Origin of the sequence: Amycolatopsis aidingensis, from assembly GCF_018885265.1 — a bacterium.
GTDB classification, from domain to species: domain Bacteria; phylum Actinomycetota; class Actinomycetes; order Mycobacteriales; family Pseudonocardiaceae; genus Amycolatopsis; species Amycolatopsis aidingensis.
In genome coordinates this window covers 6,862,941-6,888,248 of the sequence record NZ_CP076538.1, presented here as the reverse complement: position 1 = coordinate 6,888,248, position 25,308 = coordinate 6,862,941, and the positions used below count along the sequence as shown (strand labels likewise).

Here is a 25,308-nt window from a genome sequence, read left to right as displayed (position 1 = left end):
TTCGTGTCCGGGTGGATGGATGTCCCGCTTCCCGAACGTAGCACCGGAGTTACTCCAGGTCCCCGGTTCAGAAATCGGTCACCACGACCAGGGCGTCATGCAGCGGATCGGTGACGTAGACGGCCTGGGTGTGCTGGCTGACCGCGATGCCGCCGGGGTTGATCCCCAGCGAGAGCTCGCCCACCAGCTCGCCGGTGCGGCCGTCGATCCGCGCCAGCCCGTTCGGGCCGCCGTTGGTGTAGACCGTGTGCGTGCCCTGGTGCACCGCGACCGCGGAGCCCGCGCTGCGCAGCAGGATGGTCTCCCGCTCGCTCCTGGCCGAGCCGTCCACCACGGACAGATGGTGGATCCCGGCGTTGGCGACGTAGATCGTGTTGCTCTGCTCGTGCACCGCCGTGCCCGCCGGGGCCCTGCCCACCCGGACCGCCGCCGCGGGGGTGTTGGTGCCCACCTCCAGCGGGACGAGCGCGTCGGTGGTCTCGCCGGTGACGTAGACGATCCCGCGACCGGAGTCCACGGCCATCCCGGCGGGCCGTAGCCCCTTGCCGGGGACCGTGCTGGTGACCGCGGCGGTGTCCCCGTCGATCACCGCGATGTCGCCGGTGCTGGCGCTGGCGGCGTAGACCCGGTCGGTGGACTCGTCCACCCCGAGTACCGCCGTCCCGCGCCCGGTGGCGACGGTGGTGAGCACCGTACCGGTGTCCCCGTCGATCACCGAGACGCTGCCACCCGCCCGGTTACTCGCGTAGACTCGGTTGGTGGTCTGGTTCACCGCGATATCGGTCACGGTGGAGCCGAGAGACACGGTTCTGGTCACCCGATCGTGGTCGCCGTCCACGAAGGTGACCGTGCCGCTGCGCTCGTCGGCGACGTAGACGGTGTTCGTGGCCGAGTTCACCGCCACCGCTGTCGGCCGGTCCCCGACCGGGATGGTGACGACCTCGGCCGCGCCGGCCTGCCCAGCGGGCAGGACGCAGGCCAGGGTGGCCGCGGCGCCCATGATCAGCGGGCGGGTGGTTGTACGCATCGTGCCCCCCGATGGGTCTCGTGCGAGATTACCGTTTTGAGCCTAACGTGATCTGTGGCACAACGCGGGATGAACACGGTGGAGCGTTCCCGTGTGGTCCGTTGTGCATGGCGCCTTGCGGGGCGACGATGACGACCATTCGGGGCGGAACTTTTCTCCGATGACGAGCGTTGGCCCAGGTGGGAGCTTCGTGGAATTGGAGGCAGGGGCAGAGTGCACAGCCACCGGAATGGTCTGAAGACCGCGCTGCTGCTCGGCTTGCTCAGTGCGATCATCATCGGAATCAGTGCCTTTTTCGGCAGGGGCGCACTGTTCATCGGCCTGGTTGTGGCGCTGGGGATGAATGCGTATGCCTATTTCAACTCGGACAAGCTCGCGCTGAAGGCCATGCGGGCGCAGCCGGTTTCCCAGGCCGAGCAGCCCGCCATGTACCGGATCGTGCGGGAGCTGGCCACCACGGCCCGCCAGCCGATGCCACGGCTCTACGTCAGCCCCACCCAGGCGCCCAACGCCTTCGCCACCGGACGCAACCCGCGCAACGCCGCGGTGTGCTGCACCACCGGGATCCTCACCATCCTTGACGAGCGCGAGCTGCGTGCCGTGCTCGGGCACGAGTTGTCGCATGTCTACAACCGGGACATCCTGATCTCCTGCGTCGCGGGCGCGCTGGCCAGTGTGGTGAGCGTGCTGGCGAATATCGCCATGTTCGCCAGCATGTTCGGCGGCTCCAACCGGGAGGGTGGCAACCCGCTGGTGGCTTTGCTGCTGGTGCTGCTCGGCCCGATCGCGGCCGGGATCGTCAAGATGGCGGTCAGCCGTTCGCGGGAGTACCAGGCGGACGCCTCCGGGGCCGAGCTGACCGGGGATCCCCTCGCGCTGGCCTCGGCGCTGCGCAAGCTGGAGCAGGGCACCCGCGCCGCGCCGCTCGCGCCCGAGCCGAAGGTGGTGTCCCAGTCCCACCTGATGATCGCGAATCCGTTCCGGCCGGGTGAGCGGCTGTCCCAGCTGTTCTCGACGCACCCGCCGATGGCCGACCGGATCCGCAGGCTGGAGGAGATGGGCCGCCGCTGAGCGGATGCCGAGCGGGTCTCAGCCGGTCGCGCCCGCGGCGGTGGCGACGCCCATCACGTACTCGCCGTAACCCGATTTGGCCAGCTTGCTGCCCAGCGCGTGGCACTCGTCCGCGGTGATGTAGCCCATCTTCAGCGCGACCTCCTCCAGGCAGGCGATCCGCACCCCCGTACGGTGTTCCAGCACCTGCACGAACTGGGCGGCTTCGAGCAGCGAGTCGTGCGTTCCGGTGTCCAGCCAGGCGAACCCGCGGCCGAGATCGACCAGCCGGGCGCGGTCCTGCTCGAGATAAGCGCGGTTGACATCGGTGATCTCCAGCTCGCCGCGGGCGGAGGGGCGCAGCGAGCGGGCGATGTCCACCACCTGGTGGTCGTAGAAGTAGAGGCCGGTGATGGCCTTGTTGGAGCGCGGCCGCGCCGGCTTCTCCTCGATGGAGAGCAGCTTGCCCGCCTCGTCCACCTCACCGACGCCGTAGCGCTGCGGATCCCGCACGGCGTAGCCGAACAGCGTGCAGCCGTCCAGCGCGGACGCCTCCTGCCGCAGCCGCCCGCCGAAACCCTGGCCGTAGAAGATGTTGTCCCCGAGCACCAGGGCCACGTCCTGGTCGCCGACGAAGTCCGCGCCGATCACGAACGCCTCGGCGAGGCCGTTCGGGCTCGGCTGCTCGGCGTAGCCGAACTCCAGCCCCCACTGGCTGCCGTCACCGAGCAGGCGGCGGAAGTTCGGCAGGTCGGCCGGGGTGGAGATGATCAGGATCTCCCGGATGCCCGCGAGCATCAGCACCGAGAGCGGGTAGTAGATCATCGGCTTGTCGTAGACCGGCAGCAGTTGTTTGGATACCGCCTGGGTGATCGGGTGCAGCCGGGTGCCGCTGCCGCCCGCCAAGACGATGCCCTTCATGCGCCGCTCCTCCCGTGGATTCTCCGGAGGCCACCGTAGCGGCTCCCGCATCCCGGCGGGGGAGCCTCAGTCCAGCGGACCCTTACCGAAGTACGCCCGGCACACTCCGTCCGGGTCGTACTCGGCCGCGATCTGCAACACGTTCTCGCCCTTGTCCACCGGCAGCAGGGTGGAGCTGTAGTTCGGGCACGGGTTGTCGAACGGGTCGGTCACCTCGACCGGAGCGGGCCGCGGATGCCACGGCCCCGCGCCGAGCCGGTCGTTGATCAGCAGCGTCTTCCCGTTGCCCGGCAGCGGTTTGCCGGCATCGTTGACATAGATCTGGCCGACCATCACCAGCCGCACCCCGTTCGGCCCCGGGAAGAGGGTGACGGTCTGGGCGTGCTGGAAGTGGTGGCCCTCCGCGGTGGTGATCTGCGTGCCGGGGGCGGAAGGGTTGCCGAAGTTCGCGCCGTCCTCGGAGATCTTGTAGTACGGATCGCAGTAGTGGTCGCCGAAGTTGCAGATCTCGTAGCCGAAGTAGTACCGGCCGTCCGGCAACCTGCGCACGATCGGCATTCCCGGCCGGACCGGATGCGGGGGAATGGCCATCGTGCGTTGCTTGGTGCCCCAGTGCAGCCCGTCGTTCGAGGCGACCCGGTTGAGCACCTGCGCGTACTGTGGCGCCTCGGTTTCGTCCGCGTAGTGCATCCACAGGGTGCCGCCCGCGTCCACGTTGAACTCCGGCTCCCAGATGCCGTCGTGGTTGTGCGAGCGGGCACCCTCGGAGAGGAAGGACCAGCTGCGGCCGAGGTCCCTGCTGGACCAGATCTTGATGGCGACCCTGCGGTTCGGGCCTGCCCGCAGCCCGTAGCTCGCGGCCCAGAGCAGAGTGCCCGCGCGCAGCCTGCCGACCCGCTGCGGCAGTTCGTAGAGGGTGCCGCAGCACATCCCGGCGCGGCCCTCCGGATCACGCACCTCACCGACCGGGTGGAAGCTCTCGCCCTCGTCGGTGCTCTCGTAGATCGCGGCGTAGTCCCCCCAGCCGTCCCTGCTGTTCACCGACGCGATGATCCGCCCGTCCCGGCCGAACCCGCCGTGCTCGGTGCGGATCAGCCTGGGGTAGGCACCCATGTCCGGATGCAGCAACGTGCGCTCGGCGGCCGTGGCGGCGGGCGCGGGCGTGACCAGGCCGGCGAGCAGTAACAGGGCGAACAGGGGCCCGGAAACCCTGGCACGACGACGCATCATGTTCCTTCCATGCGGTGATCTTGCGATTACAGCATGGAGTAACGCCTGACGCGCGGTAGCGACGCGCCGGGTGCGCGAGTGGTTACCGGTAGTTGGTGAACTGCAGCGCGATCTCGAAGTCCTTGTCCTTGAGCAGCGCGATGACGTCCTGCAGGTGGTCCTTCTTCTTGCCGGACACGCGCAGCTGGTCTCCCTGGATCTGCGCCTGCACACCCTTGGGCCCCTCGTCCCGGACGTACTTGGCGATCTGCTTGGCCTTCTCCGATGAGATGCCCTGCACGATCTTGCCGCTGATCTTGCAGACCTTCCCGGACATCGCCGGCTCACCGGCGTCGAACGCCTTCAGCGAGATCCCGCGCTTGATCAGCTTCTCCTTGAAGACCTCCACCGCGGCAAGTGCCCGTTCCTCGGTCTCGGCCTCGATCGCCACGGCCTCCTCACCGGCCCACTCCACCTTGGCCCCGGTACCGCGGAAGTCGAACCGGGTGGACAACTCCTTGCTCGCCTGGTTCAGCGCGTTGTCCACCTCCTGCCGGTCGACCTTGCTCACCACGTCGAAAGAGGGATCCGCCACGTTGTCCACACCTCGTACTCGGTTGAAAGGGATGGGTCACACCCTAGCTTGGCGATACCCGCTCGCTGGCCCGCCAGGGCGTTCGGTACGCTCTTCAGCGGCCGGTTCGACCGGTCCCCGGCGGGTTGCCCGAGCGGCCAAAGGGAGCTGACTGTAAATCAGCCGGCATTGCCTTCGGGGGTTCGAATCCCTCACCCGCCACGCCAGCCAGATCGGCCCCGTGACCTGCACAGACAGGACACGGGGCCGATCTTGTGTGGTCCGGCTGCGTCCGGCTGAGACCGGTTCGCTCCGGCTGGCCGCCCCGAATACGCCCCGACGCTGCGGGCCGCTCACCAGCCGCTCAGCGCGCGCTGGGCACGCTCGCGGGCGGTCGCCTCCCCACCGTCCAGGCACTTCGCGTAGACCTTCAGCAGGACGGCCACGCTGTGCCCGGCCCACTTGGCCACCCTGGTCGGCTCGACACCGGCACTCAGCCAGGTCGACACGCAGGCGTGCCGCAGGTCGTAGGGCCGTTTCGCCAGCGGCCCGGCGGCCACCTCGGGGGTGAATGCTCGCTCCCGTGCGGTGGCCCACACGCGCCCGTACACCGTGCTGCCGACCAGGCCGCCGTCGCGTGCTCCCCGGAACAACCGCCCGTCCGGTGCCGTGCCGAACCTGGTCAGGTGGTTGTGCAGGATCTCGGTCAGCTCGGGCGGGCAGGGAACCGGGCGACCGATCTTGTCCTCCCGGTGCTTGAGCGGACCGGTCTCGCTGGCCTTGCCCGAGTTGGTCCATTCCTTGCCGACCTCCGGGCGCGCGCCGTCGAGGTTCAGGTCACCCCAGCCCGTTTCCGGCAGCGCGAGGTTCTGCGTTCGCAGGTTGGCGACTTCCTCCGGCCGCAGTGCCGCGTAGTACATGCAGGCGAAGAACGCGACCAGGCGAGGGCCTTGCTTGCCGACCGTGGCGACGGCATCGAGCAGGGTCCGTGCCTGGATCGGGTTCACCGCGCATTCCGGGTCCACCTCCTTGAGCGTGTAGCTCCGCTTCTTGGTCTTGATCTCGCCGAGCGGGTTGCTGTCCAGCAGCTTCTTCTCGATGGCGAACTCGATCGCGTTTCCCAGCGCCACCCGCCGGATCCGCGCGGTATTCGCTGCCGCCCGTGAGCCGTCGAGGTTCAGATCGAGCGCGCGCAGCACTGCGCGAAGCACCTCCGGCTTGGCGAGGTCGGACACCTTCCGGCTGGCCCGCCCGACCGCCTTGAGAGTCCGGCTCATCTCCTCGGGAATCGTTCCCTTGCGCGCGTTCGTGTTGAACGCGGTCATCAGTGCTCTCCGCACCTTCCGGCCCTCGGGTAGCGCGGCGCTGTCCGACAACATCGGGACTGTGATCCTGGTCAGTGATTCGGCCAGGGACCGGCGGTACTTCGGTGATGAGTCGGGCCATTTCATGTCGATGTACTCGCAGGCGAACTCGAACCAGCTCATCGAGGCACGCTCGCGGGACATCGATACCGGCAGGCCGGTCTCGGTGCTGAACGCTTCTCCCGCGCGGGCTGCCGACACGAGTTGCGACCGGAAGCTGTCGGCCAGTGCCGACGTGGTGAACGTTCGGCCGTGCCGGTCCTTCTCGACCAGCCAGCGCACGCGGTAGGTCGTCTTCCGCTTGCCCTTGTACGGCTCGACCTTCCATATCCGGACGTTGTGGCTGGTCTCCATCAAGCAGCCACCTCGCATGATTCGAGCCAGGTTTCGAGGTCGGTTCGGCGGATGCGGATCTCTCCGTTCGGCAGTTTGAAGTGACGCGGCGCGCGGCCCTTGGCGCACCAGTCGTAGAAGGTGGACTTGGCTACCCCGAACTCCTCGCAGAACGCCTTGAGCGTGAGGTAACGGCGCTGGGTTTCCATCCGTGTGGCCTTTCCCCGGTGGTGTGGCTGTGGCAGATGGCGATGAACACGGGTGGCTCCTTCCGGTCAGTGGTTGCGGCTGCGCCGGGCTGGGGTTGTCCGCAACCTCCGCAACCTGGGCAACTTGGCTGGTCAGGGGGTTGCGGATACGGCGGGGGTTGCGCTTACGTCCGCAACCTGCGGTGGCCGGTGCGGATGGTCACTGGTTGCGGGTTGCGCTTGTATCCGCAACCTCCCCCGTATCCGCAACCTGGTTGACCTGCGCGGTTGCGGAGGTTGCGGCAGTTGCGGATGTGGGCAGGTAGCGCTGCCAGGCGTCGGCGAGCCCACCGGGGCCGGTCGTGCGGTAGCCCTTGGGCGTGCTGCCGTTCGGGAGCTTGAACGTGCGGGACTCCACGCCGTAGGGCTTGAGCATCTTGGCCAGCCGCCGCGCGTCGAGCGGCCTGCCGTCCAGGTCGGCCCAGTCGGACTCATCGAGGTCATGCAGCCCGGCGAGGATCTCGGCAGTGGGTAACCGGTCGGTGCCCCGCGCGGCGAACAGGTCCCGCAGGTCGGCGAGGAGCTGCAGCCGTTGTCCCCCGCCGTTGCGGTCGGCGTTGGCGACCTCCACGAAGTGACTGCAGGCGGCCCTGGCGGTGTCGGGCCAGTGCCCACCGGCAGCGTCGGCGATGGCGATCAGGGGCCGCCAGATCTCGGCGGGCCGGTCGCGCACCCCGGTGGGCATGGCTGGCCTACCTCGGCTGATCTTGTCGGTGACCGACTCGACCCAGGTGGCGAGCATGTCCCGCAAGGGAGCGGCCTCGGTCTCGACCTCTTCCTCCCAGAACTCCTCGACCTCCTCATCTTCGCGGCGACGCTGCATGTGCACGGTGATGGCGCGGGTGGTGATGGTGGCGGGCATGTTCCCGGCGATGCCGGCCAGCGCGGCCGGAGCGTAGACATGGAACCGGTCGACCTTCATGGCCTTGGCGTCACCGACGCAGCGGGCCACGGTCGCCGAGCGCTTGTACCCGGCGTTGAGCAGGCCGCGCAGGTCCTCGTTGTTGCCGCCGCTCTTGGTGTTGAAGATCGTGTCGACCTCATCGAACAGGATGGTGATCGGCCCATCGGACACCATGCGGAACAGCGCGGCCGTGGTCGCGGAGATAGTCATCTCCGGTGCCCGTACGAGGAACTGGGCCACCTCCAGCACGCGGGTCTTGCCGGAGCCCGGTTCCACGCTGGACAGGATCAGCCGGGGCGTGACGTAGAAGTGGTCCGCCGCGTGCGTGTGGGCGTACCAGAGCGCGAGCATCGGCGCGCAGTGCTCGGACGGGAACACGTTGAACCGGGCCACGAAGTCCCGCACCCGGTCCAGCACCTCATGCCCGGCGTGCACGGCACCGTTGCGGGCGCGCCAAACCTGTTGGCAGTTCTCGGTACAGAAGTCGGTCGAAGGTGAGTCACCGAGCGGGCGCCCGCACTGGCAGCACAGGCCGCGCCCGGTGTCGCCGAGGACGCCATCGATCGCGGCGACGGCCTCGGTGTCGGTGGGCGTGCTCATCAGGCAGCGTCCTTCCTGCGGACTGGGTTTCCGGCGCCCTTGGTGAGCCCGGCATCCACGACCCTGGTGACCTCGCGGAGGTTGGGCGGCCAGTGCGCGGAGCCGATCAGGGTCTCCCCGGCGGCAAGCAGCTCGGCGCGGGCGGTGGCGTGGTCGATCAGCCCGGCCCCGACCTTGCGGCCGATGGTGTACGCGGCAGTGGACAGCACCTCGTTGTAGCGGCCTGGCTGGGCGTCTCGCACCCGCTTGGCCTCACCCCGCAGTGCCGCCGAGCCGTAGGCGCTCGGGTCGGTAGAGCGGATCTGAACGGGCGCTGAGTTGGCCGTTGCGGGCCGCTCGGCGAGGGCCTGGACCAACCAGCCGGGCAGTTCGGCAGGGTCTCGATCGTCGAACAGCTCATACCCGCCGTCCGGGGTCACCGAGCCCGGAGCGACCACGTACCCGCCCCCGGCGCGGGTGTCCACACGCGGCCGTACCTGCCCTTGGGTGTTGCGCAGGCACACCCCCGCCGGGCAGCGGTAGTACAGGTGTCGTCCACCGGAGGGCGTGACCACGGTGTAGGTCTCCGGCACCGGCCCGCCCCGCTCAGCAGCCACCTCGACCAGAGCGGTCATACCGTCCACTCCGGTCTCACCGTCCTTCAGCGTGTCCAGGTCGACCACAACGAGACCGGCGGGGCCGGTGGCCAGCCCGATGTTCCACCGGTCAGCGGCCCAGCATCGGCGGATACGGGTGGAGTCGGTCGTCGCCCGGTGCTCCCAGTTCTTGATCGCGGGCTGCCGCTTGGTCAGCGGGCGCAGCGGGAACACCGGCCAGCCCATCGCCGCCAGATACAGCGCCCACTCCAGCAACGGATTCTCGTTCGTGCTCACGGTTGCGGTAGTCATCGGGTGATGTCCTTCCGGTGAGGCTTAGCGGTCCCAGTAGTCGGGTTCGATGGCGATCAGGTGTTTGTGCTCGCTGCCGATGCGGACGGAGGCGGCGTGGTCGGCGTCGGTGAGGGTCTTGCGGTTGGAGTCCGGGGCGAGGTGCGCGAGTCCGGTGCGGGTCATGGCCAGCAGGATTTGGTCCATCTCGGCCTTGTCGGGGTTGCCCAGTGCCTCGCGCAGGCGGGCCAGCCGGATCCAGTCCTGGGGTTTGCTGGCCAGCTCGGTGTAGGCATCCAGCAGACGGGACTCCAGCCCACCCGTCTCGTCGCGCTCGGCCGGTTCCTCGGTGGGTGGTTCGGGGCGTGCGGTGGCCTCGGGTGGCAGCAGTGGCTCGGCCGGGCCGTGGTCGGGCTGGCGGGGTGCGCGGCCTTTTCCTCCTCGGCCTCCCATCACCGACCACCCCCCGGCCCGGCCTGCGCCTGCTCGGTTCGCGCCGCCCGCCGGTGGGCTTCGTGGGTGGCCCAGCGGGTGGGGTAGTACCGCACCCGCGTGCCGGGCGGCACCACGGCGGCGGCCGCCTCGGGGAGGGCCCGGCCGTAGACCAGCACCACGCTGGGGGCCAGCCGGTGCAGCATGGCGGTGAACCCCTCGGCGAACAGCTGACGGGCCTCGGGGTCGCGGAGGATGCCCACGGTGGAGATCGCCACCACCGACCCGGTCGGGAGTCCGGCGAAGGCGAATCGGTAGGTGTCCGGGGTGGACCAGGACACGGTGGGGATCACGTGGATGCCGTGGTGCAGCAGCCAGGCGCCGCACCAGCGGGAGCGGTAGACCTGCCAGAGCTGCATCGCGGGCGGCATGGTGGCCCACAGGCTGAAGTCCGGGGTCAGCGCCGCACCCACAGCGCGGCAGCGGGACAGGCCGCGTTCGGGCTTGGTCCACACGGTCTCGAACCGGTAGTCGTCCAGGAAGAAGTGGATCGCGGCCTGCTCGCGGTGCCGCTGGGTGGCGGCGGTGGTGGCCTGGTGCCGGGCGGTGTAGGGCACCAACCGAGCAGGCACGAGCCGGGCCACCGGCAGGCTGGGGATGCCCCACTCGTTATCCGAGGCGAACAGCGCTCTGCTGTTCAGGCGGTCCCAGTTGCCGGGCTGCTCCGTCCAGCGGTGGCTGGTCTTGGTGGCCCCGAGCGCGGCGACCGGCGCCAGCCTGCTCGGTTGGGGTGCGGTGGTGGTGAGGTGGTCGCGGGTGTCCATTGAGAACCCTTCTGGTTGAAGGAGCGAGCGGGTGGGGGCTGCCGGGCCGGTGAGGTTCGGGTCTCGTGACCGGCCCGGCAGTGGTCACAGGCGCGGGCCGGTGAGCCGTCCGCGCCGGTCGAGCTTGGTGGCGAGGCGGTCGATTTGCCGCCAGTGCCGCCGTACGAGTCGCTGCGCCTCGCGCCGTGCCCGGCCCTCGGCGATTCCGGTGCCTCGGGCATAGCGGCGGAACATCGTTCGGTCGTCGTGGCACCAGCCGCGTTGGATGCGGCGGCCCTCGCCGAGGCTGTAGCCGTGGCGGGTCAGGAACCGGGCTGCGGCCTCGCTGCCCGCGAGGATCATGACCAGCCACGGCAGCGGGTTGTCCGGGTCGAACTCGTCTGCCGGGCGCATGTAGCCCTCGTGGTCGCTGACGATCCGGACATGGTGGACGGTGCCGCCACCGACCTGGTGTGCGATGGCGTGCCCGGCTTCGTGGTGGCAGGTCACCAGGCGGGTCAGGTCCTGGCTGGTGTCGTAGCGTCCCATGACGCTCCTCTCGACGTGACCGTGTGTGACTGATTTGGGGTAGGGGGTGCCGGGGCGGACACCCAGAGCGGGTGCCGCCTGGCGAGTGAGATCGGAGTGAGAGCGCGGATTTCGAGTTAGATTTCTAACTCGCGGTCGTCTCACCCCTGCTCAAGGTGTGAGCTGCGAAGAGTTAGAAAGTGAGCGAGTGAGAAGCCACCGAGCGCGGGCCGTTCGGGTGCCGTGTGGCGGTGTCCGGGACGGTCGAACCGGTCTCACTCACTCATCGAGATCCTTGGTCGACCGCTCGGCGAGCCGTTCACGTACCGTGACCGGATCAATGAAGTCCTTGTTGCCGGTGCGGGCCACCTTCACGCCCAGCGCCTTCACGTCGGCCCGGAGCGTCGGAACGGTGTAGTCGGCGTAGGGCCGCCAGCGTGGGGCGAGGTTGCGCAGTGCGCCGAGCACGTCCCCCGCCGGTACCCGCTCGGTGCCCAGCACCTCATCGAGGTCGGCGAGCAGGTCTCGCTCGGTCTCGATCTGCGGCGCCGGACGGTCCCCGGCGACCGGGGTGCCCTCGCCGAGCAGCCCCATCGCGCGGGCGATGACCTCGGTGGCGGCGTCCCAGCCGGTGTCATCGTCCACCGCGATGAAGTGCGTGCGCAGGATCTCGAACAGCTCCTCGGACACCCCGGTGGCGACCATGGTTCCCCGGTCCACGTTGAACCGCAGGTCAGTGGCCCGGATACCGGCGGCGAAGCTGCCGTCGCCGAGGAACCCATCGTTGGACCGCCAGGTCTTGACCGCGAAGCAGCCGTTGATGCCGACGTTCTCGACCAGCTCGCCCGGTATGGCGTCGGTGCGCGCGGACTGGGTGTCGAAGCCGCACACGACACCGGTCTTGCGGCCCCGTTTGACCACGTTGATGGCCAGCTCAGCGGCCATCTTGCCGTGCTCGCCGTCGCCGAACAGCTCATGGCACTCGGAGAAGTACACGATCAGCGGCCGCATGTCCGGATGCTTCTCCGAGGTCGGGCGGGTGAGCTTCTTGGCGCCCAGTTCCGCCAGCCGCTCTTCGCGGCGGGTGACCTCGGCGTACAGGTCCTGCAGGTGTTCGGTGGCCAGCGCGGCGTGCTCGCTGCCGGTGCCCTTGTGGTAGTGCGACAGGCGCGGGGCGTAGGCGTCGAAGTCGCCGTTCATCGCGAACACGTGCACCCGCAGCTCGGCGAGGGGGTCCAGCGCCGCGCCGAGCATCACCACCCGGCCCGCGTTGGACTTGCCCTGCCCCGGCTGCCCTCCGAACACGAAGTTCGACCCGACCAGCGGGAACAGCACCTCTTCCCCGCGTTGCGTGATCCCGACCGGCACCCCGGCGAACACATCGGCCGCGCCCTCGTTGAGCAGCGGGTACTCCGGTGTGGGCTTGTCCATCACCCCGGAGTCGGCCACGTACACGTTGACGTAGCCCGGCTTCCCGCCCTGCTCCTTGCCGTAGTCGGAGGGCCACACCTCGACCGCGTTGCGGTTGAGGTTCTTGGCCAGCACCGCCCGCTTGTCGGCCACCATCTCCGGCGTGACGCCCATCGGCAGGTCCACGATCGCGCGGAAGCCCTTGAACGCGCCCTGGCCCTCGCGGGTGGGGTTCAGGTCGAACCGCGGGACCCAGCCTTCCTTGAACGCCTTGTTCATCGCCGGGATGGACAGGTGCTGCAGGGCACGCACGATCCCATCGGCGGTGACCAGCACCCCTTCGGAATCGTGGCCGCTGGTGGTTGAGGACTGCAGCCACACGGGGGTGGTGGACGCCTTGCGGCCCTCGTTCCACAGGTAGAGAACGGCCACCCACGGGGCGGCCAGCACCAACGGCCCCCACACCACGGTGACCACCCACATCACCCACTGCACGAAGTCCAGGAACGCGCCGATCGGCGCGATGACCAGGCTGATGTCGGAATCGGCGACCGCCAGCACCATGCCCAGCATGAGCAGGCACCCGACCAGCGAGGCCACGGACACCGCCAGGGCCTTGACCAGCCTGCCGGGCGCGGCCAGCCAGTCCATCGTCCGGTCATGGCGACGCTGCCGGGCCGTCTCCGCGCGCGTCTCCCACTCCTGCAGCAGGTCCTGGTCACCGGCCAGTTCGGCGGCCCGCAGCTGCCGCTCGTACCGGGAGTTCGAGTGCGCCTCCCACACCCGCTTGGCCAGCGCACCCGCCCCGGCCGGCACATACAGCACGTTCCGCGCCACCGCCTTGGCCGTGGTCTTGGTGCGCTCGTGCGTGGCAGCGGTCTTCACCCCTCGGTACACGGTCACCGCGTCCTGGGCGTACCCCTGGTACCGGGCGATGGCCTTCGTCTTCTGCGAGGTCAGGTGGCGATACTGCTCATCGGTGACCAGCTCGCCTTCGACCACCGGCCCGCCAGCGGCCGTCTCGGCACCCTCACGGTGCGCCGGGAGGTAGTGCACGGCCGCCAGCTCGGCGGGCCGCTGCTCGTCCTGGTTGCTCACCGGTCGTTCCCCTTCCGGTCGCGGTACTCATCGCGAAGCTGCCGGGCGTACTTGGGCGCGCAGCGCAGCGCCCGGCGAATGGACTCGGCAGAGGTCGGGTCAACCCCGGCAGGATCGGCCTCGATGGCGGCGCGCAGCTCGGCGTGAAGCTGCTCCATCGAGCGGCCCACACGGCCCCCGATCGGGCCTCGGTCGGCGCTCGATTTTGACTGGTCACCCTCGTCATCGAGGGTCGCGACCGGGCCGTGATCGAGCACCGGTCCCGACTCGGCGGGCGGCCCATCGGCCGCGAGCAGATCGGACAGCTCGCGGTCCAGCGCGGCCAGCTCGTCATCGATCGGCGCCTCGATCGGCAGCCCCGGCACGATCGCGGACACGAGCGTCCGCCTGCCCAGCGCCCGGCCCTTGCCGAGCACGTAGCGGCCCGGCGCGTACAGCAGCCGCGCACAGCCGTCCGCGTCGATCTCGGCCACGGCCTGCCGCACAGCCGCCCGCCGTACCCGCATCGTCTTGCGCTCGGCCAGCCGAGCGATCCGGGCCTCAGCGCGCTCCGCGCGGGAACGAGGGGGCGAGGCCACCGTGAGCTGATGCGCGACCACCCCGGCAACCGCGACCACACCCATCACGACGCCGTGCGACCAGCCCACGGTGAGCCCATGCAGCAGGTTCAACCCGAACGCCACCGCGCTGAAAGTCCACACACCCACCTGCAGCGCCCACACCGGCCGTTGCGGGGTGCGGTGGCGGGTGACCTGCACGGCCACCGCGAACGCCCACATGCCCAGCTCGGTGATCAGCGGCAGCCCGGCGCCCAGCACCGAGCGGTACACCTCGCTGCCATACGCGGCCATTGCCGGGGCCGCCAGCACGAAGGACACCAGCGCGATCGGGTAGATCAGCAGCTCGACCACGTGCCCGGCGGCCCACCTGCGCAGCCCGGACACCACCGCCCGGCGCCGGGCAGCCCGCTCGGCCCGCTCAGCCCGGCGCGCCTCGGCGCGAGCCCGCTCCCGCTCGTGTTCCTGCTCGGTAGCTGCCCGGTTGGCCTCGGCCATCGCGGCCATCCGCACGGCCTCGGCCTCGGCCTCGGCGAGCTGGTCGGCCCGCTTCTGCTCCGCCTCGGCCGCACGGTCCTTGCGCCGCTCGTCTCGCCAGGTACTCATGCGCTCACCCCCGTGCTGCCCTGCTCACCGCTGGCGTCCTCGGTGCCGCTGGCGAGCTGGCGGCGCTGGCTCTGCGCGCGCAGCGCTCGCTGCTGCAGGGCGTGGCGCACCTCGTGCACCGTCCACACCGCACCCGCCAGCACAGCCAGCGCGGCGGCCCACACGGTCACCGTCACCGCGAGCAGCAGCGGCAGCCCAACCGCGACCAGCTCACCGATGTGCCACCCGATCCAGGACACAACCCGGTCCGTGCGGGTGATGTCCCCGTTCAACACGCGCTCCTCGTGCTCAGTCATGCGGGCACCTCCCCTCGGTCGAAGTAGTGGTTGATCGGCCCCTGTGGGCGCTGGCTGGCCTGCCGGACCGCGTAGCCGTCCACCCGGCGCATCGCCACCTCCAGCACCCGAGCGGCGAGTACGAGGGGGATGCGGACCAGGTGCAGCAGCAGGAACAGCAGCACCGCGCCCGCGAACCGCAACAGGGCCGCCGTGCCGTACCGGCGCAGAACGTCGAAAGTGGACATCACGCAGCCACCTCCCGGACTGCCTCGCGGTACCGCGTCTGGCACTGCTCGCACTCGCAGGTGCGCACTCCCGACACCAGCCGGTAGCCCGGCTCGTGCACGGTGGTTTCCCGCCTGGTCGGCTCCATCCCGGCCGACCAGGACGGGAGCACCTCCGGGCCGCCGTACGCGGCCTTGGAGCAGCCGCACTGGCCCAGGCAGGCGCCGGTGCGCTGGCCCTTCTCGTCCAGGGCGTGCCACAGATCGGGGTGCCCGCACTGGCAGCGATGCACGATCAACATCACCGCTCACCCCCATCCGTGCCGGGGGTGTTGACGGCGGTGTCCAGCTCGGCCAGGACCAGCCGGATGTAGTCCGTGGAGCGCCCACCGGCCAGGTAGGCACGCACTGCCGCAGACAGGTACCCGTAGGCGAATGCCGGGTCAGCGGCCCGCTCCTTCCGCGTGCAGGTGACCGCGCCGCCGCCGTCCCAGTACTCGTCATGCCAGGGATCGATGTGCTCGTCGCTGCCGCAGATCCCGCAGTGCTCGGCAGGTTCGTAGTCCCACCAGGCAGCGCCGCTCTGGCTTACCATCGGTGTCCTTCCCTTCGAATCAGATGCTGAGTGGTTGGGAAGCCCCGGCCCGGTGGCGTTCTTGGCGGAGTGCGCCGGGCCGGGGTCACTGAGCACAAGCCGAGTCATCACGCGGCCTCCTCGTCCAGGTCGGCCACACCCCGCCGCACCGGCAGCGACCGCAGCACGGCACGGCCAGCCCGGCGCGCCGCACGCCGCGCCTGCTGCGGATCGGCGAAGTCGTGTGAGACGCGCACCATCGCCGAGCGCTCCTCAGCAACCAGCTCGCGATCGACCTCCTCGATCACCCGCTCAATCTCGGCACGCTCCTTACGCATGTCTTCCTCCTCCTGAACTGCGCAAATGTCCGGGTCGAACGCCAGCGCGAGAGCTTCACGGGCCTGGCGATCAGTGATCCGTGTGGTCCTCATGTCCTTCCTTCCAAGTCGATGACTTCACTTAACTTAAATCAGATTGAGTCATCATGTCGTTCGGCCATCCGAGTGAACTAAGTCAATGGCGGTCATGGGTCGTTATGCTGGGCCTGTGACGAGCGAAGAACCGGGCCTGGCGCGCTATGAGCAAGTTGCCGAGGCCATCCGTCGTGCCATCCGGGACGGCAGGCTTAAGCCGGGCACGCAGCTACCTTCGAGTCGTGAGCTGGCCAAGCAGCACACCGTTGCGTTGAACACCGCGCAGCGAGCTGTCAACGTGCTCCGTGACGAAGGATGGCTGGTCGTGCGCCCCACCGTTGGGGCCTTCGTTAACAACTCGAAGCCTGCGGAGCCCAGCCCTGAGACCCTGGACGACTTGCGCCGAGCATTCGCCGAGCTGAAGGCCACGGTGACGGCCCTGCAGGAGCGGGTAGACGGCATCGAACACGGGCAGAGCGCTAGGCAAGCTGACGGATGAAACCCGCGATGCCCTCCACTGCTGCTTCGACCAGGCCAAACAGCCCCAACGCTGCGTCCGCTGCTTCGCTCGGGTACTTCACGACGAACACGAGGACTCCCAGCGCGACCAGCGTGCCGATGACCTTCGGTTTGGCGCTGGAACCGGTCGGCATGGGGAAGGTGTTCTTGCGCGACATGGCTACCTCCTCGGCGGGTCTTGGCGGGTGTTCCCGTTGGCATGACTCAAGAATCGCCAAGACTCGGGCCACGCAGCAGTGCACACGAGGGGGCATGCCGACTCTCGGAGGGGGCACACGGGCCGATACGTGTGCCCCCCAGAGCGAGGTCAAGGGGAGGAACTCATGAGTACGCCGAGCAAGGAGCCGAATCACCGGCTAGCTGCTCTGATGCGAGAGGCTGGGGTGAGTAACAAGGGCCTTGCTAAGCGGATGCGGGACGCAAGCAGGGGAGACGGGGGAGAACCGGTATCGCCGAGCCATACGAGCGTTGCTAAATATCTGAGCGGTGACATTGCGCAACCCTCTGCGAGGTCGTGTCAGGTTATGGCCAAGGTGCTGGGGGCCATGGTTGGGCGGCCAGTTCGGCCGGACGAACTCGGCTACCCGGACGCTTCGCCAGAAGCTGTTGATACGACACTGGAGTACCCGAAGACGGTTGCTGACAGCATCACTGCGTTAACGCAGCTCACCCGGTACGAGCTGAGCGGTACGCACGCTGCCGCGAAGCTGCTCGTCGTCCCGGATGCGTGGGCTGCGTTGCTAGTCAAAGCGATGTACGGCAGCGACGGTGAGTCTGTCGCGCCCGCCGAGCCCGTTGACCTGTCGCCTGTCCATGTCGAAGAAGTCCGTCACGCAACGGAAATGTTCTCGACCTTCGATCACCGCTATGGCGGGGGGCAATCGAAGCCCCTTGTCGCGAAGTATCTGGAGAGCGCCGTTCTACCCCTCATCTCACGGGTTTCGCCAACGACGCCTGTGGGACGTGAGTACTTCCAGGCCGTAGCGTCACTGACGTTGCGAGCAGGCTGGACCGCGTACGACATCGGGGAGCACGCCAGGGCGCAACGGTTCCTCTACCAGGCGTATCGACTCGCGAGGGCTGCCGGAGACAAGCCGTTCAGCGGCCACGTACTCGCCTGTATGAGCCACCAGGCGAACTTCCTTGGGCATTACGAGCACGCGGCACACCTTGCACGCGCAGCCGTTCATCACGGGTCGGCTGGGCAAGCGACACCGACCGTCATGGCCATGTTTCACGCAATGGAGGCTCGTGCGGTCGCGTCGCAAGGCAACGAAGCGGAGACAACAGCAGCTCTTACCGCAGCCGAAGGCTGGCTTGGGAAGAGTCAACCAGCGAACGATCCGGACTGGATTTGGTTCTTTGACCCAGCGGAACTACATGCTGAGTTCGCTCACTGCTTCCGGGATCTTGGGAACGCCTCTCTCGCGAACCAGCATGCTGCGTCGTCTATCGCCGAATCAAAGGATGTCTTCGTTCGGAGCCTCTCGTTCTGTCGGTCGGTCCTCGCTACGTCTCATCTGCTAGCGGATGATCTGGATAGTGCTTTAGCAATTGCATCCGACGTGGTAGACACGGCGGCACATCTTAAGTCCTACCGGGTGGTTTCGTACCTGAACGAATTTCGTCAACGGTTGTCCGGATTCGAATCTGCCGCCACTCGTTCGTTTGATGATTACTTTGCGAGTAAGATGGGGTCAGAAGGTTCGCCACTTGCGCGGAGCATCGTCATCCCGTAGGTCATTGATGCGACGATGTACCTCATCGTCTACCTCGCGCGACTGTCCAAGCATCTGCGCGAGCCAGGTCGTCATGTTAAGTTCCCGGATCGACTTAATGACGGGATATCCGGACCACTGGAGCGGATCGAAACCGTACGCCTCCACGTAGCTCCGGTAGTCAACGTCCGTGATCCAGCCGAAGTCGTCATACCCGATCGCCTCGACGCACGCATCCCACTCTCGCGGCCCGAAGCAGAAATCTTCCAGGTCGATCAACCTCACTTTCCCGGACTGACTGTCACGAATCAGGTTGTGCCTGTGTGCGTCGCCATGTATTGCGCCGGTTTCTAGTTCGAACTCAAGTGAGGAGAACTCGTCTTCTAGCTCTGCTTTGCGAGCCTTGAGAAACTCATGGTCTTTCGTCGGTAGGGAAGATCCAATCGTCTCCAGGCGCCGGTCAATCTTTGGCATTGGAACGAATCGGGGTAATTCTGCTTTTGGGCGGTCCGGTAGATCGTGCAGTGCGCGAAGAATCCGACCGAGATCTGCCGAGGTTGCTGGCTGGTCGCTTGAGTCGATGAACTCCCAAAAGGTCACAGCCATTCCCTGGATCGCGATGACCTGTTGTGTGTCTGCGAGTCTAACGGCAGGAAACTGGTGCGAGGCCAGCCAGCACGCAACATCCACCTCCTTGCGGCTAGCCTCGGCTGACCGGCCGACCCGTGCCATGACTTGCGCATCCTTGAGCCGATACAGGGCGTTCTCGCCCATGCGCACAAGCTCAGCCCCGGCGGAGTCCAGATCGGCAGCTTGACATGCCTTTGCTAACGCGGCCTGGGTCGTCTCGGGTGTGAATGGGGCTTCTGTTCCGGTTGGCATCCGGGTAAGGCTCCTCATCGCCAGGTTAGGGCTGTCCGGCTGAGTTTGTTGCAGAGACGGGTGCGGCGGTTAGGTTGGCGAGTAACCCAGTATGTGTAAACCTTCGTGCTCCGCGAAGTCAGCGAAGTCTTTGATGTTGAACGTGGCAAGGGGGATTTCGTAGGTGAGGCAGCAGGCGGCTACCCAGGTGTCGTTCTGCGGCCTCGGACGGCCGCGCCGGGCTGCGAATGCGGACAGTTGCCCCCACATGCGTGCGACCTGCTCGCTCCCCGGTAGCACCGGGATGGCAGAGAGCCAGTGCTGTAGCCGTGCGCGCCTGCGCTCGGCCCAGTCACGCTGGTCAGCCCAGCGGATGAGTTCGCCGAGCGTGGCGAACGAGATGAAGGGGCGGCGGCCCACCAGGTGCTGAACCATGGTGGGGGGTAGCTCGCGCTTGAAGCTGCGCGAGGCGACATCGGTGTCCAGGATCACGGAGTCCACAGTCGCTACGCGAGGTCGGCCCGTCGCGCGGCGTAGGTGAACTCGAGGAATTCATCGAGTTCCTCATCGGTGTCGAAGATGCCGTCGCAGGCCAGATCTTCAATGCTCCGGATGGGCTGTACGTTCTTCTGCCGGGCGAGTTCCTCGGCCAGGGCCGGGCCATCCAGCCGTGGCGGCAGCTCCGGCGAGTGACCGGCGTGTCCGGTGGTCATCGCAGCACCTCCCATCTCGGTGACACCTCCATTGTCGCACGGGCGGCTCCGCTGGGACCGGTTCAGTGGTACGACGCCGAGGTTTGTCCCTAATGCGTCCCAGGACTGACATGTCGGCAGGAAAAAGTGCAGGTCAGAGCCGTTCTGTGCAGCACTCTGTAAATCAGCCGGCATTGCCTTCGGGGGTTCGAATCCCTCACCCGCCACGCCACTACGAACGCCCCGTCGACCTGCACGTCAGGACGGCGGGGCGTTTCGCATGCCCGCCCACCGAGTGCGTTTCGCGGGCGAAACGTAGCGCCGGGGGTCGGTGGTGGCGGGGGTGGGCAGCGACGGTGACCGGCGGGTTGAGCGGGGCTGACGGCTTGGGGAATCCCGTTGACCTGCGATGTTCCCGCCGGGACAACGATGGGATCATGGCGGACATGGGCCGGAGGAGAAGGCGGCGGCTGCGGCCGGGACGGGTAGCGGGCACAGCCGCGTTCGCCACGGCGGCCACGGCCGCGGGGGTCGCGTTGCGTGATGTTCTGGTCGCCATGGGTGGCTGGCCGAATGGTGCCGACCTCGAGCGGATGCGGCGGTCCGCCCGGTTCCGCGAGGGGAAGTTCCACAACCTCGCGCCCCGGCAGGTGATGCCGCCCGGCACCTACCGCAGGGTGCTGCGCGAGCTGCTGTTCGGCACGCAGACCCGGCGCCCGGTGGCCGCGGTGCCGGTCGCCCGCCCCGAGCCCGCGCCGCGCGGCGGCGTCGGCGAGCTCTACCTCACCTGGTACGGGCACGCCTCCACGCTGGCCGAGATCGACGGCGGCCGGGTGCTGTTCGATCCGGTGTGGAGCGAGCGCTGCTCACCGGCGAGCTTCCTCGGACCCCGGCGGCTGCACGCGCCGCCCTGCCCGCTGGCCGACCTGCCGCCGCTGGACGCCATCGTCATCTCGCACGACCACTACGACCATCTCGACCTGGCCAGCGTGCGCCTGCTCACCGCCACCCAGGACGCGCCCTTCGTGGTCCCGCTCGGCATCGGCGCCCACCTGCGACGCTGGCGGGTGCCCGGATCCCGGATCATCGAGCTGGACTGGGCCGAGGGGATCGATATCGGCGGGCTGCGGCTCACCGCCACCGCGGCCCAGCACTTCTCCGGCAGGCGGCTGACCAATGACGACACCCTGTGGGCCTCCTGGGTGGTCACCGGCCCCCGGCGCAGGCTGTTCTACACCGGCGACTCCGGCTACTTCGACGGTTACGCCGCCATCGGGGCCGAGCACGGGCCGTTCGATGCCACGCTGATCCAGGTCGGGGCCTACGACGTGCACTGGCCGGACATCCACATGACCCCGGAAGAAGGGGTGCGGGCACACCTCGACCTGCGCGGTGGGCTGCTCGTCCCGGTGCACTGGGCCACCTTCAACCTCGCCCTGCACGACTGGACCGAACCGGCCGACCGGGTGTGGACGGAGGCCAAGGCGCAGGCGGTGCCGCTCGCGCTGCCCCGGCCGGGCGAACGGATCGACGTCGACGAGCCGCCGCAGGTGGACGGGTGGTGGCAGGCCCTGGCCTGAGCCGCGGTCAGCTGCCCAGGTACCGCAGCACGGCCAGCACCCGCCTGCTGAAGCCGGTGGTGTGCGCGAGCTCCAGCTTGTCGAAGATCGCGTTGACGTGCTTCTCCACCGCGCTCTGCGAGACATAGAGCTGACCCGCGATCCCGGCATTGGTGTGGCCCTGCGCCATCAACCCGAGCACGTCCTGCTCCCGCTCGGTCAGCCTGCCGAGTGGATCGGTATGGCTGGTTCGCGCCAGCAGCCTGCGCACCACCTCCGGGTCGAAGGCCGCGCCACCGGCACCCACCCGCTCCAGCGCGTCCAGGAACTCCCCGACCTGGGTCACCCTGTCCTTGAGCAGGTAGCCAACCCGGCCATCTTCCCCGGTGATCAACTCGGTGGCATACCGCTTCTCCACGTACTGGGACAGCACCAGCACCCCGACCTCCGGCCACCGCCGGCGAACCTCGAGCGCCGCGCGCAGCCCCTCGTCGGTGTGCGTCGGCGGCATCCGGACATCGGTGACGACCACATCCGGCCGGTAGGCGCCGGTGGCAGACAACAGCCCCTGCCCGTCGCCGACGGCGGCGACCACCTCGTGCCCCTCCTCGGCCAGCAGCCGCGCCAGCCCTTCCCGCAGCAGCGTCGAGTCCTCGGCGAGCACCACCCTCACGCCCCAGCCTCCTCGTCCGCTGTGAAAGGAACACTCACAGCAGTGGGCAGGTGGGCGGTGACGGTGGTGGGGCCACCGGGCGGGCTGTCCACTGTGAACTCGCCATCGGCCGCGGCGACCCGGCGGCGCAGCCCGGAAAGCCCGCCGCCGTCCGGCCACGCGCCGCCAACGCCGTCGTCGCGCACCCGGACCGTCAGGGTGGACGCCGCGAGCTCCACGTCCACCTCGATCCGGCTCGCCGCCGCGTGTTTGATCGTGTTGGTGACCGTCTCGGACACCACGAAGTAGGCGATCGTCTCGGTCGCGGTGTCCACCCGCCCGCCGAGCCGGTAGCGCAACGCCACCGGCAGGCTGGAACGCTCCGCCAGCGACTCCAGCGCGCTGTGCAGGCCACCCTCGTCCAGCGCAACCGGATACACCCGCCAGGCCACCTCGCGCAGGTCGAGCAGCGCCTGCTGGGCCTGCTCGTGCGCCTGCCGCAGCAGTTCCCCTGACCGCGAGGGATCGCCGGATCGTTGGGCCCTGCCCAGGATCATGCCCAGGGTGACCAGCCGCTGCTGCACCCCGTCGTGCAGGGCGCGTTCGATCCGCCGCCGCTCGTCGTTCACCGCCTCCAGCACCTCGGCCCGGGTGGAGGTGAGCACGGAAACCCTGCGCCGCAACAACTCCTGGTTCGTCGGGCCGAGAAAATGCATACCCAGCTTGCGATCCAGGGTGGCGACGCCGAGAAGCCCCTGCACCGCGAGGAAAGCCAGCAGTAGGCACAGCAGGAACAGCACGATCGGGTCGTACCAGTCCAGCTCCGCGCCCACCCCGATCGTCCGGCCGGACACCATCTTCGCCGCCGCGATCGCCACCGAACCGATGCCGTACAGGATCAGCAGGAAGACACCCGCGCCGAGCCCGCCCACAACGGATCGCAGCGCCAGGTACCGCAGCCCGCGGCCGGGGGAGTACTCGGCGGGCACCTCGTCCCCGAAGTACCTCGCCAGCCGTGCCCGTTCCCACTCCACCAGCGCCCGGATGCCACCGGACACCCGCGACCGGGCCGCGGGCAGGGCCAGCCACGGCGCGGCGAGCAGCACGAAGGCCAGTTCGGCGAACGCGGCGGCGCCGCCGATCGCCAGCCCGATCGTGCCCCTGACCAGGCCGCGCACCGGGGCCGCCCCGAACGGAATGGACATACCCGCAGGTTAGCCGGGGTAGCGCGACCGCCGAATTGTGGTTTTCCGCAGGGCGCCCGGACGCGGACCCCAGCGCCCCGGCGCCCGGACCGGCCTAGCTTCGGCGTCGTCCGATCACTCCACCACCGGGAAGGGCCATACATGACCATGCACCTGGCAGCAGCCACCGAACCCATCGGCGGCCTGGCCGGCTGGGCCGTCGAGTTGATGGACTCCCTCGGCGGCCCGGGCGCCGCCGTGGTCGTCGGGCTGGACAACCTGTTCCCGCCGATTCCCAGCGAACTCGTGCTGCCACTGGCCGGGTTCTCCGCCAGCCAGGGCGCCTTCAGCCTGGCCGGTGCCCTGTTGTGGACCACTCTCGGCTCGGTGTTCGGCGCGATCGTCGTGTACTACCTCGGCGCGCTGCTCGGCCGGGAGCGCACCAGGGCGATCGTGCTCCGGATCCCGCTGGTCAAGGCGGGCGATTTCGACCGGACCGAGGCCTGGTTCGCCCGGCACGGCGCCAAGGCCGTGTTCCTCGGCCGGATGGTGCCGTTGTTCCGTAGTTTCATCTCGCTGCCCGCGGGGATCGAGCGGATGCCGGTGTGGCGGTTCCTCGGCCTGACCACCCTCGGCAGCCTGCTGTGGAACACCATCTTCGTGGTCGCCGGGTACACCCTCGGCGAGAACTGGCACCTGGTCGAGGACTACTCCGGGATCGTGCAGAAGGTCGTGATCGGCGCGGTCGTGCTGGCCGTCGCCGGGTTCGTCACCGTCCGGCTGCGGGACCGCCGCCGCGGCGACGGCCGGCACGACACCGAGCAGGCCCTGCCGATCAGGTCCGGAACGGGCCGGTCACCTCGTAGGTGATGCCGCCGCTGGAGGAGCCGGAGGTACCCCGTTGCGAGGAGAAGTACAGCCGGTCACCGGCCGGGGTGAAGGCCGGGCCGGTGATCTCAGAGGAACTCTGCCCGGTCACCCGCAGGAACGGCGCCACGACGTCGTCCGGGGTGATGATGCAGATCTCCATGTTGCCCCCGTCCTCGGCGACGTACAGGTCGCCGAAGCTGGAGCCGGTGACGTTGTCCACCCCGGTAAGCGGGGCCGAGCCGGGGTCGACCAGGCTGTCGTCGTAGGCCAGCTCATAGGTGCTGTCCGCGAGGTTGAGCTGCCATACCCGGTTGTCGCCCTTGGTGGTGAACCAGGCGGTGTCGTTCGCGTAGTGCAGGCCCTCACCGCCGTCGAAGGACTTCGAACCGGACACCTGATGCCGTGTCGCGGTGGGCGAGCCGTCCGGGTCCGGGACGTCCGCCCAGCTGAAGCCGCCTGCGGTGCCGCCACCCGCGACCAGCACCTGCAGGGTGCCGGAGGAAAGGTCGCCCCAGGTGTCCGGGACGAACCGGTAGAACCGCCCGTCCGAGACGTCCTCGGTCATGTACACCACCTTGCGCACCGGGTCCGCCGCGGCCGCCTCGTGCTTGAACCGGCCCATCGCCGAACGCCGCACCGCGGCCGAGGCCGGGCCCCACGGGTTGGTCTCGTAGACGTAGCCGCGGTCGATCTCTTCGCAGGAAAGCCAGGTGTCCCATGGCATCGCACCACCGGCGCAGTTCACCCTGGTGCCGCTCAGGACCCGGTAGGCGTCGGTGATGTTGCCGCTGCCGTCGAACCGGACGGCGCTGGCGCCGCCGCCGAAGAAGACCTCGGAGTTGGACACGTAGATCCAGCCGGAGCCGTCCGCGAACACCGCGCCCCCGTCCGGGGCACTGTGCCAGGTGTAGCCCGCGACCTGCTGGCCGGAGCGGGCGATCACCCGGCTGGTGAAGCCCTCCGGCAGCCGGATCCCGTTGTCGTCGGCAGGCTGTAGCGGGCCGTACGGGCTGGGGCCGTTCTGCGCCGGCGCGGCCATGGCCGAGGGAGTGAGCGTGTTGCCGAAGGCCGCGACACCGATGCCGATCGTCGCCGCGCGTAGGAAGTTCCGTCGTTGCACTACGTCCTCCTGTGCCGCTGGGGGTGGGAGCGCAACGGAAGGTACGGGACCAACCACTCGTGGTAGGTGCCGGCAACGAACGGCAGGGTGAACTTCCGGCGAAACCGGTGTCCC

Annotated in this window: 30 protein-coding genes and 1 tRNA gene; 6 read left to right on the top strand and 25 right to left on the bottom strand. The window is 68.7% G+C overall.

All coding sequences use genetic code 11. The features are described 5' to 3' along the window. Window positions 1–67: 67 nt before the first annotated feature. Window positions 68–1,027 carry a YncE family protein gene (locus KOI47_RS31550; protein WP_216210613.1) on the bottom strand — a complete coding sequence of 320 codons (960 nt, stop codon included), beginning with the start codon at window positions 1,025–1,027 and terminating at the stop codon, window positions 68–70. Window positions 1,028–1,240: 213 nt separating this feature from the next. On the opposite strand from KOI47_RS31550, the gene htpX reads away from it, so the two are divergent. Beyond that, window positions 1,241–2,098 carry a zinc metalloprotease HtpX gene (gene htpX, locus KOI47_RS31545; RefSeq protein WP_216210611.1) on the top strand — a complete coding sequence of 286 codons (858 nt, stop codon included), beginning with the start codon at window positions 1,241–1,243 and terminating at the stop codon, window positions 2,096–2,098. A gap of 18 nt (window positions 2,099–2,116) precedes the next feature. Here htpX and rfbA read toward each other — a convergent pair whose 3' ends face one another. The 3 genes from rfbA to KOI47_RS31530 all read right to left on the bottom strand — a co-directional run bounded on the left by rfbA (window position 2,117) and on the right by KOI47_RS31530 (window position 4,802). Continuing rightward, complete coding sequence (gene rfbA / locus KOI47_RS31540) at window positions 2,117–2,998, bottom strand: glucose-1-phosphate thymidylyltransferase RfbA (RefSeq protein ID WP_216210609.1); 882 nt, start codon at window positions 2,996–2,998, stop codon at window positions 2,117–2,119. 66 nt (window positions 2,999–3,064) lie between these two features. After that, the gene (locus KOI47_RS31535; RefSeq protein ID WP_408629866.1) at window positions 3,065–4,228 is read right to left on the bottom strand and encodes a sialidase family protein; all 1,164 of its coding nucleotides are present in this window, start codon (window positions 4,226–4,228) and stop codon (window positions 3,065–3,067) included. A gap of 82 nt (window positions 4,229–4,310) precedes the next feature. Beyond that, window positions 4,311–4,802: a YajQ family cyclic di-GMP-binding protein gene (locus KOI47_RS31530; protein WP_216210606.1), complete on the bottom strand. Its 492-nt coding sequence runs from the start codon at window positions 4,800–4,802 to the stop codon at window positions 4,311–4,313. 119 nt (window positions 4,803–4,921) lie between these two features. Here KOI47_RS31530 and KOI47_RS31525 point away from each other — a divergent pair. Continuing rightward, window positions 4,922–5,003 (top strand) — tRNA-Tyr (locus tag KOI47_RS31525). Between the two features lie 131 nt (window positions 5,004–5,134). Here the strand turns inward: KOI47_RS31525 and KOI47_RS31520 are convergent. The 14 genes from KOI47_RS31520 to KOI47_RS31455 all read right to left on the bottom strand — a co-directional run bounded on the left by KOI47_RS31520 (window position 5,135) and on the right by KOI47_RS31455 (window position 15,944). Next, entirely contained in the window at window positions 5,135–6,499 is a 1,365-nt protein-coding gene (locus KOI47_RS31520; RefSeq protein ID WP_216210604.1) for a tyrosine-type recombinase/integrase, read from the bottom strand. Further along, window positions 6,499–6,687, bottom strand: coding sequence for a helix-turn-helix transcriptional regulator (locus tag KOI47_RS31515; protein ID WP_216210603.1), 189 nt, complete (start codon window positions 6,685–6,687; stop codon window positions 6,499–6,501). Before KOI47_RS31515 ends, KOI47_RS31520 begins: the two co-directional genes overlap by 1 nt. Before the next feature lie 199 nt (window positions 6,688–6,886). Next, window positions 6,887–8,230, bottom strand: a complete 1,344-nt coding sequence (locus KOI47_RS31510; RefSeq protein ID WP_216210601.1) for a DUF3631 domain-containing protein — start codon at window positions 8,228–8,230, stop codon at window positions 6,887–6,889. Then, window positions 8,230–9,117 carry a bifunctional DNA primase/polymerase gene (locus tag KOI47_RS31505; protein ID WP_216210598.1) on the bottom strand — a complete coding sequence of 296 codons (888 nt, stop codon included), beginning with the start codon at window positions 9,115–9,117 and terminating at the stop codon, window positions 8,230–8,232. The genes KOI47_RS31510 and KOI47_RS31505 overlap by 1 nt, the downstream gene beginning before the upstream one ends. A gap of 24 nt (window positions 9,118–9,141) precedes the next feature. Continuing rightward, on the bottom strand, window positions 9,142–9,549 hold the full coding sequence (locus tag KOI47_RS31500) for a hypothetical protein (RefSeq protein WP_216210597.1): 408 nt from the start codon (window positions 9,547–9,549) through the stop codon (window positions 9,142–9,144). Next, entirely contained in the window at window positions 9,549–10,352 is an 804-nt protein-coding gene (locus KOI47_RS31495; protein WP_216210595.1) for a DUF4417 domain-containing protein, read from the bottom strand. Before KOI47_RS31495 ends, KOI47_RS31500 begins: the two co-directional genes overlap by 1 nt. A gap of 84 nt (window positions 10,353–10,436) precedes the next feature. Further along, window positions 10,437–10,880, bottom strand: coding sequence for a M50 family metallopeptidase (locus tag KOI47_RS31490; protein ID WP_216210593.1), 444 nt, complete (start codon window positions 10,878–10,880; stop codon window positions 10,437–10,439). Window positions 10,881–11,138: 258 nt separating this feature from the next. Beyond that, window positions 11,139–13,367: a cell division protein FtsK gene (locus KOI47_RS31485; protein WP_216210591.1), complete on the bottom strand. Its 2,229-nt coding sequence runs from the start codon at window positions 13,365–13,367 to the stop codon at window positions 11,139–11,141. After that, window positions 13,364–14,530 (bottom strand): hypothetical protein, encoded by a 1,167-nt coding sequence (locus KOI47_RS31480; protein ID WP_216210589.1) that lies wholly within the window; start codon window positions 14,528–14,530, stop codon window positions 13,364–13,366. The genes KOI47_RS31485 and KOI47_RS31480 overlap by 4 nt, the downstream gene beginning before the upstream one ends. After that, a complete protein-coding gene (locus tag KOI47_RS31475; RefSeq protein WP_216210587.1) occupies window positions 14,527–14,826 on the bottom strand; it encodes a hypothetical protein in 300 nt (99 codons plus the stop codon). Before KOI47_RS31475 ends, KOI47_RS31480 begins: the two co-directional genes overlap by 4 nt. After that, window positions 14,823–15,053 (bottom strand): hypothetical protein, encoded by a 231-nt coding sequence (locus tag KOI47_RS31470; RefSeq protein ID WP_216210585.1) that lies wholly within the window; start codon window positions 15,051–15,053, stop codon window positions 14,823–14,825. Before KOI47_RS31470 ends, KOI47_RS31475 begins: the two co-directional genes overlap by 4 nt. Beyond that, a complete protein-coding gene (locus KOI47_RS31465; protein WP_216210583.1) occupies window positions 15,053–15,334 on the bottom strand; it encodes a hypothetical protein in 282 nt (93 codons plus the stop codon). Before KOI47_RS31465 ends, KOI47_RS31470 begins: the two co-directional genes overlap by 1 nt. Further along, on the bottom strand, window positions 15,334–15,627 hold the full coding sequence (locus tag KOI47_RS31460; RefSeq protein WP_216210581.1) for a hypothetical protein: 294 nt from the start codon (window positions 15,625–15,627) through the stop codon (window positions 15,334–15,336). The genes KOI47_RS31465 and KOI47_RS31460 overlap by 1 nt, the downstream gene beginning before the upstream one ends. 107 nt (window positions 15,628–15,734) lie before the next feature. Next, window positions 15,735–15,944, bottom strand: a complete 210-nt coding sequence (locus tag KOI47_RS31455) for a hypothetical protein (protein ID WP_232376380.1) — start codon at window positions 15,942–15,944, stop codon at window positions 15,735–15,737. Between the two features lie 208 nt (window positions 15,945–16,152). Between KOI47_RS31455 and KOI47_RS31450 the strand changes: the two genes are divergently transcribed. Then, the gene (locus KOI47_RS31450; protein ID WP_232376379.1) at window positions 16,153–16,518 is read left to right on the top strand and encodes a GntR family transcriptional regulator; all 366 of its coding nucleotides are present in this window, start codon (window positions 16,153–16,155) and stop codon (window positions 16,516–16,518) included. Here KOI47_RS31450 and KOI47_RS31445 read toward each other — a convergent pair. After that, the gene (locus tag KOI47_RS31445) at window positions 16,499–16,696 is read right to left on the bottom strand and encodes a hypothetical protein (protein ID WP_216210577.1); all 198 of its coding nucleotides are present in this window, start codon (window positions 16,694–16,696) and stop codon (window positions 16,499–16,501) included. The two genes, KOI47_RS31450 and KOI47_RS31445, sit on opposite strands and share 20 nt — an antisense overlap. Window positions 16,697–17,062: 366 nt before the next feature. Between KOI47_RS31445 and KOI47_RS31440 the strand changes: the two genes are divergently transcribed. After that, window positions 17,063–18,277, top strand: a complete 1,215-nt coding sequence (locus KOI47_RS31440) for a hypothetical protein (protein WP_216210574.1) — start codon at window positions 17,063–17,065, stop codon at window positions 18,275–18,277. Here KOI47_RS31440 and KOI47_RS31435 read toward each other — a convergent pair. The 3 genes from KOI47_RS31435 to KOI47_RS31425 form a co-directional block, all read right to left on the bottom strand. Further along, window positions 18,236–19,030 carry an aminoglycoside phosphotransferase family protein gene (locus KOI47_RS31435; RefSeq protein ID WP_232376378.1) on the bottom strand — a complete coding sequence of 265 codons (795 nt, stop codon included), beginning with the start codon at window positions 19,028–19,030 and terminating at the stop codon, window positions 18,236–18,238. The two genes, KOI47_RS31440 and KOI47_RS31435, sit on opposite strands and share 42 nt — an antisense overlap. A 177-nt stretch (window positions 19,031–19,207) precedes the next feature. Then, window positions 19,208–19,609, bottom strand: coding sequence for a type II toxin-antitoxin system VapC family toxin (locus tag KOI47_RS31430; RefSeq protein WP_232376377.1), 402 nt, complete (start codon window positions 19,607–19,609; stop codon window positions 19,208–19,210). A 14-nt stretch (window positions 19,610–19,623) separates the two neighbouring features. Continuing rightward, on the bottom strand, window positions 19,624–19,830 hold the full coding sequence (locus tag KOI47_RS31425; protein ID WP_216210572.1) for a hypothetical protein: 207 nt from the start codon (window positions 19,828–19,830) through the stop codon (window positions 19,624–19,626). A 536-nt stretch (window positions 19,831–20,366) separates the two neighbouring features. Here KOI47_RS31425 and KOI47_RS31420 point away from each other — a divergent pair. Further along, window positions 20,367–21,389, top strand: a complete 1,023-nt coding sequence (locus KOI47_RS31420) for an MBL fold metallo-hydrolase (RefSeq protein WP_232376944.1) — start codon at window positions 20,367–20,369, stop codon at window positions 21,387–21,389. A 7-nt stretch (window positions 21,390–21,396) separates the two neighbouring features. On the opposite strand, the gene KOI47_RS31415 is transcribed toward KOI47_RS31420, so the two are convergent. Then, entirely contained in the window at window positions 21,397–22,041 is a 645-nt protein-coding gene (locus KOI47_RS31415) for a response regulator (protein ID WP_216210568.1), read from the bottom strand. Continuing rightward, window positions 22,038–23,225: a sensor histidine kinase gene (locus KOI47_RS31410; protein ID WP_216210566.1), complete on the bottom strand. Its 1,188-nt coding sequence runs from the start codon at window positions 23,223–23,225 to the stop codon at window positions 22,038–22,040. Before KOI47_RS31410 ends, KOI47_RS31415 begins: the two co-directional genes overlap by 4 nt. A 141-nt stretch (window positions 23,226–23,366) precedes the next feature. On the opposite strand from KOI47_RS31410, the gene KOI47_RS31405 reads away from it, so the two are divergent. Beyond that, window positions 23,367–24,074 (top strand): DedA family protein, encoded by a 708-nt coding sequence (locus tag KOI47_RS31405; RefSeq protein WP_216210563.1) that lies wholly within the window; start codon window positions 23,367–23,369, stop codon window positions 24,072–24,074. Here KOI47_RS31405 and KOI47_RS31400 read toward each other — a convergent pair. Further along, window positions 24,040–25,194, bottom strand: a complete 1,155-nt coding sequence (locus tag KOI47_RS31400) for an alkaline phosphatase PhoX (RefSeq protein ID WP_216210561.1) — start codon at window positions 25,192–25,194, stop codon at window positions 24,040–24,042. The genes KOI47_RS31405 and KOI47_RS31400 overlap by 35 nt on opposite strands. Between the last annotated feature and the right edge of the window lie 114 nt (window positions 25,195–25,308).

Coding starts and splice junctions, on each gene's coding strand:
- KOI47_RS31550 (WP_216210613.1), bottom strand. CDS start 1,027: ATGCGTACAACCACCCGCCCGCTGATCATGGGCGCCGCGGCCACCCTG.
- rfbA (WP_216210609.1), bottom strand. CDS start 2,998: ATGAAGGGCATCGTCTTGGCGGGCGGCAGCGGCACCCGGCTGCACCCG.
- KOI47_RS31535 (WP_408629866.1), bottom strand. CDS start 4,228: ATGATGCGTCGTCGTGCCAGGGTTTCCGGGCCCCTGTTCGCCCTGTTA.
- KOI47_RS31520 (WP_216210604.1), bottom strand. CDS start 6,499: ATGGAGACCAGCCACAACGTCCGGATATGGAAGGTCGAGCCGTACAAG.
- KOI47_RS31515 (WP_216210603.1), bottom strand. CDS start 6,687: ATGGAAACCCAGCGCCGTTACCTCACGCTCAAGGCGTTCTGCGAGGAG.
- KOI47_RS31510 (WP_216210601.1), bottom strand. CDS start 8,230: ATGAGCACGCCCACCGACACCGAGGCCGTCGCCGCGATCGATGGCGTC.
- KOI47_RS31505 (WP_216210598.1), bottom strand. CDS start 9,117: ATGACTACCGCAACCGTGAGCACGAACGAGAATCCGTTGCTGGAGTGG.
- KOI47_RS31500 (WP_216210597.1), bottom strand. CDS start 9,549: ATGGGAGGCCGAGGAGGAAAAGGCCGCGCACCCCGCCAGCCCGACCAC.
- KOI47_RS31495 (WP_216210595.1), bottom strand. CDS start 10,352: ATGGACACCCGCGACCACCTCACCACCACCGCACCCCAACCGAGCAGG.
- KOI47_RS31490 (WP_216210593.1), bottom strand. CDS start 10,880: ATGGGACGCTACGACACCAGCCAGGACCTGACCCGCCTGGTGACCTGC.
- KOI47_RS31480 (WP_216210589.1), bottom strand. CDS start 14,530: ATGAGTACCTGGCGAGACGAGCGGCGCAAGGACCGTGCGGCCGAGGCG.
- KOI47_RS31475 (WP_216210587.1), bottom strand. CDS start 14,826: ATGACTGAGCACGAGGAGCGCGTGTTGAACGGGGACATCACCCGCACG.
- KOI47_RS31470 (WP_216210585.1), bottom strand. CDS start 15,053: ATGTCCACTTTCGACGTTCTGCGCCGGTACGGCACGGCGGCCCTGTTG.
- KOI47_RS31465 (WP_216210583.1), bottom strand. CDS start 15,334: ATGTTGATCGTGCATCGCTGCCAGTGCGGGCACCCCGATCTGTGGCAC.
- KOI47_RS31460 (WP_216210581.1), bottom strand. CDS start 15,627: ATGGTAAGCCAGAGCGGCGCTGCCTGGTGGGACTACGAACCTGCCGAG.
- KOI47_RS31455 (WP_232376380.1), bottom strand. CDS start 15,944: ATGCGTAAGGAGCGTGCCGAGATTGAGCGGGTGATCGAGGAGGTCGAT.
- KOI47_RS31445 (WP_216210577.1), bottom strand. CDS start 16,696: ATGTCGCGCAAGAACACCTTCCCCATGCCGACCGGTTCCAGCGCCAAA.
- KOI47_RS31440 (WP_216210574.1), top strand. CDS start 17,063: ATGGCCAAGGTGCTGGGGGCCATGGTTGGGCGGCCAGTTCGGCCGGAC.
- KOI47_RS31435 (WP_232376378.1), bottom strand. CDS start 19,030: ATGGGCGAGAACGCCCTGTATCGGCTCAAGGATGCGCAAGTCATGGCA.
- KOI47_RS31425 (WP_216210572.1), bottom strand. CDS start 19,830: ATGACCACCGGACACGCCGGTCACTCGCCGGAGCTGCCGCCACGGCTG.
- KOI47_RS31420 (WP_232376944.1), top strand. CDS start 20,367: ATGGGTGGCTGGCCGAATGGTGCCGACCTCGAGCGGATGCGGCGGTCC.
- KOI47_RS31410 (WP_216210566.1), bottom strand. CDS start 23,225: ATGTCCATTCCGTTCGGGGCGGCCCCGGTGCGCGGCCTGGTCAGGGGC.
- KOI47_RS31405 (WP_216210563.1), top strand. CDS start 23,367: ATGACCATGCACCTGGCAGCAGCCACCGAACCCATCGGCGGCCTGGCC.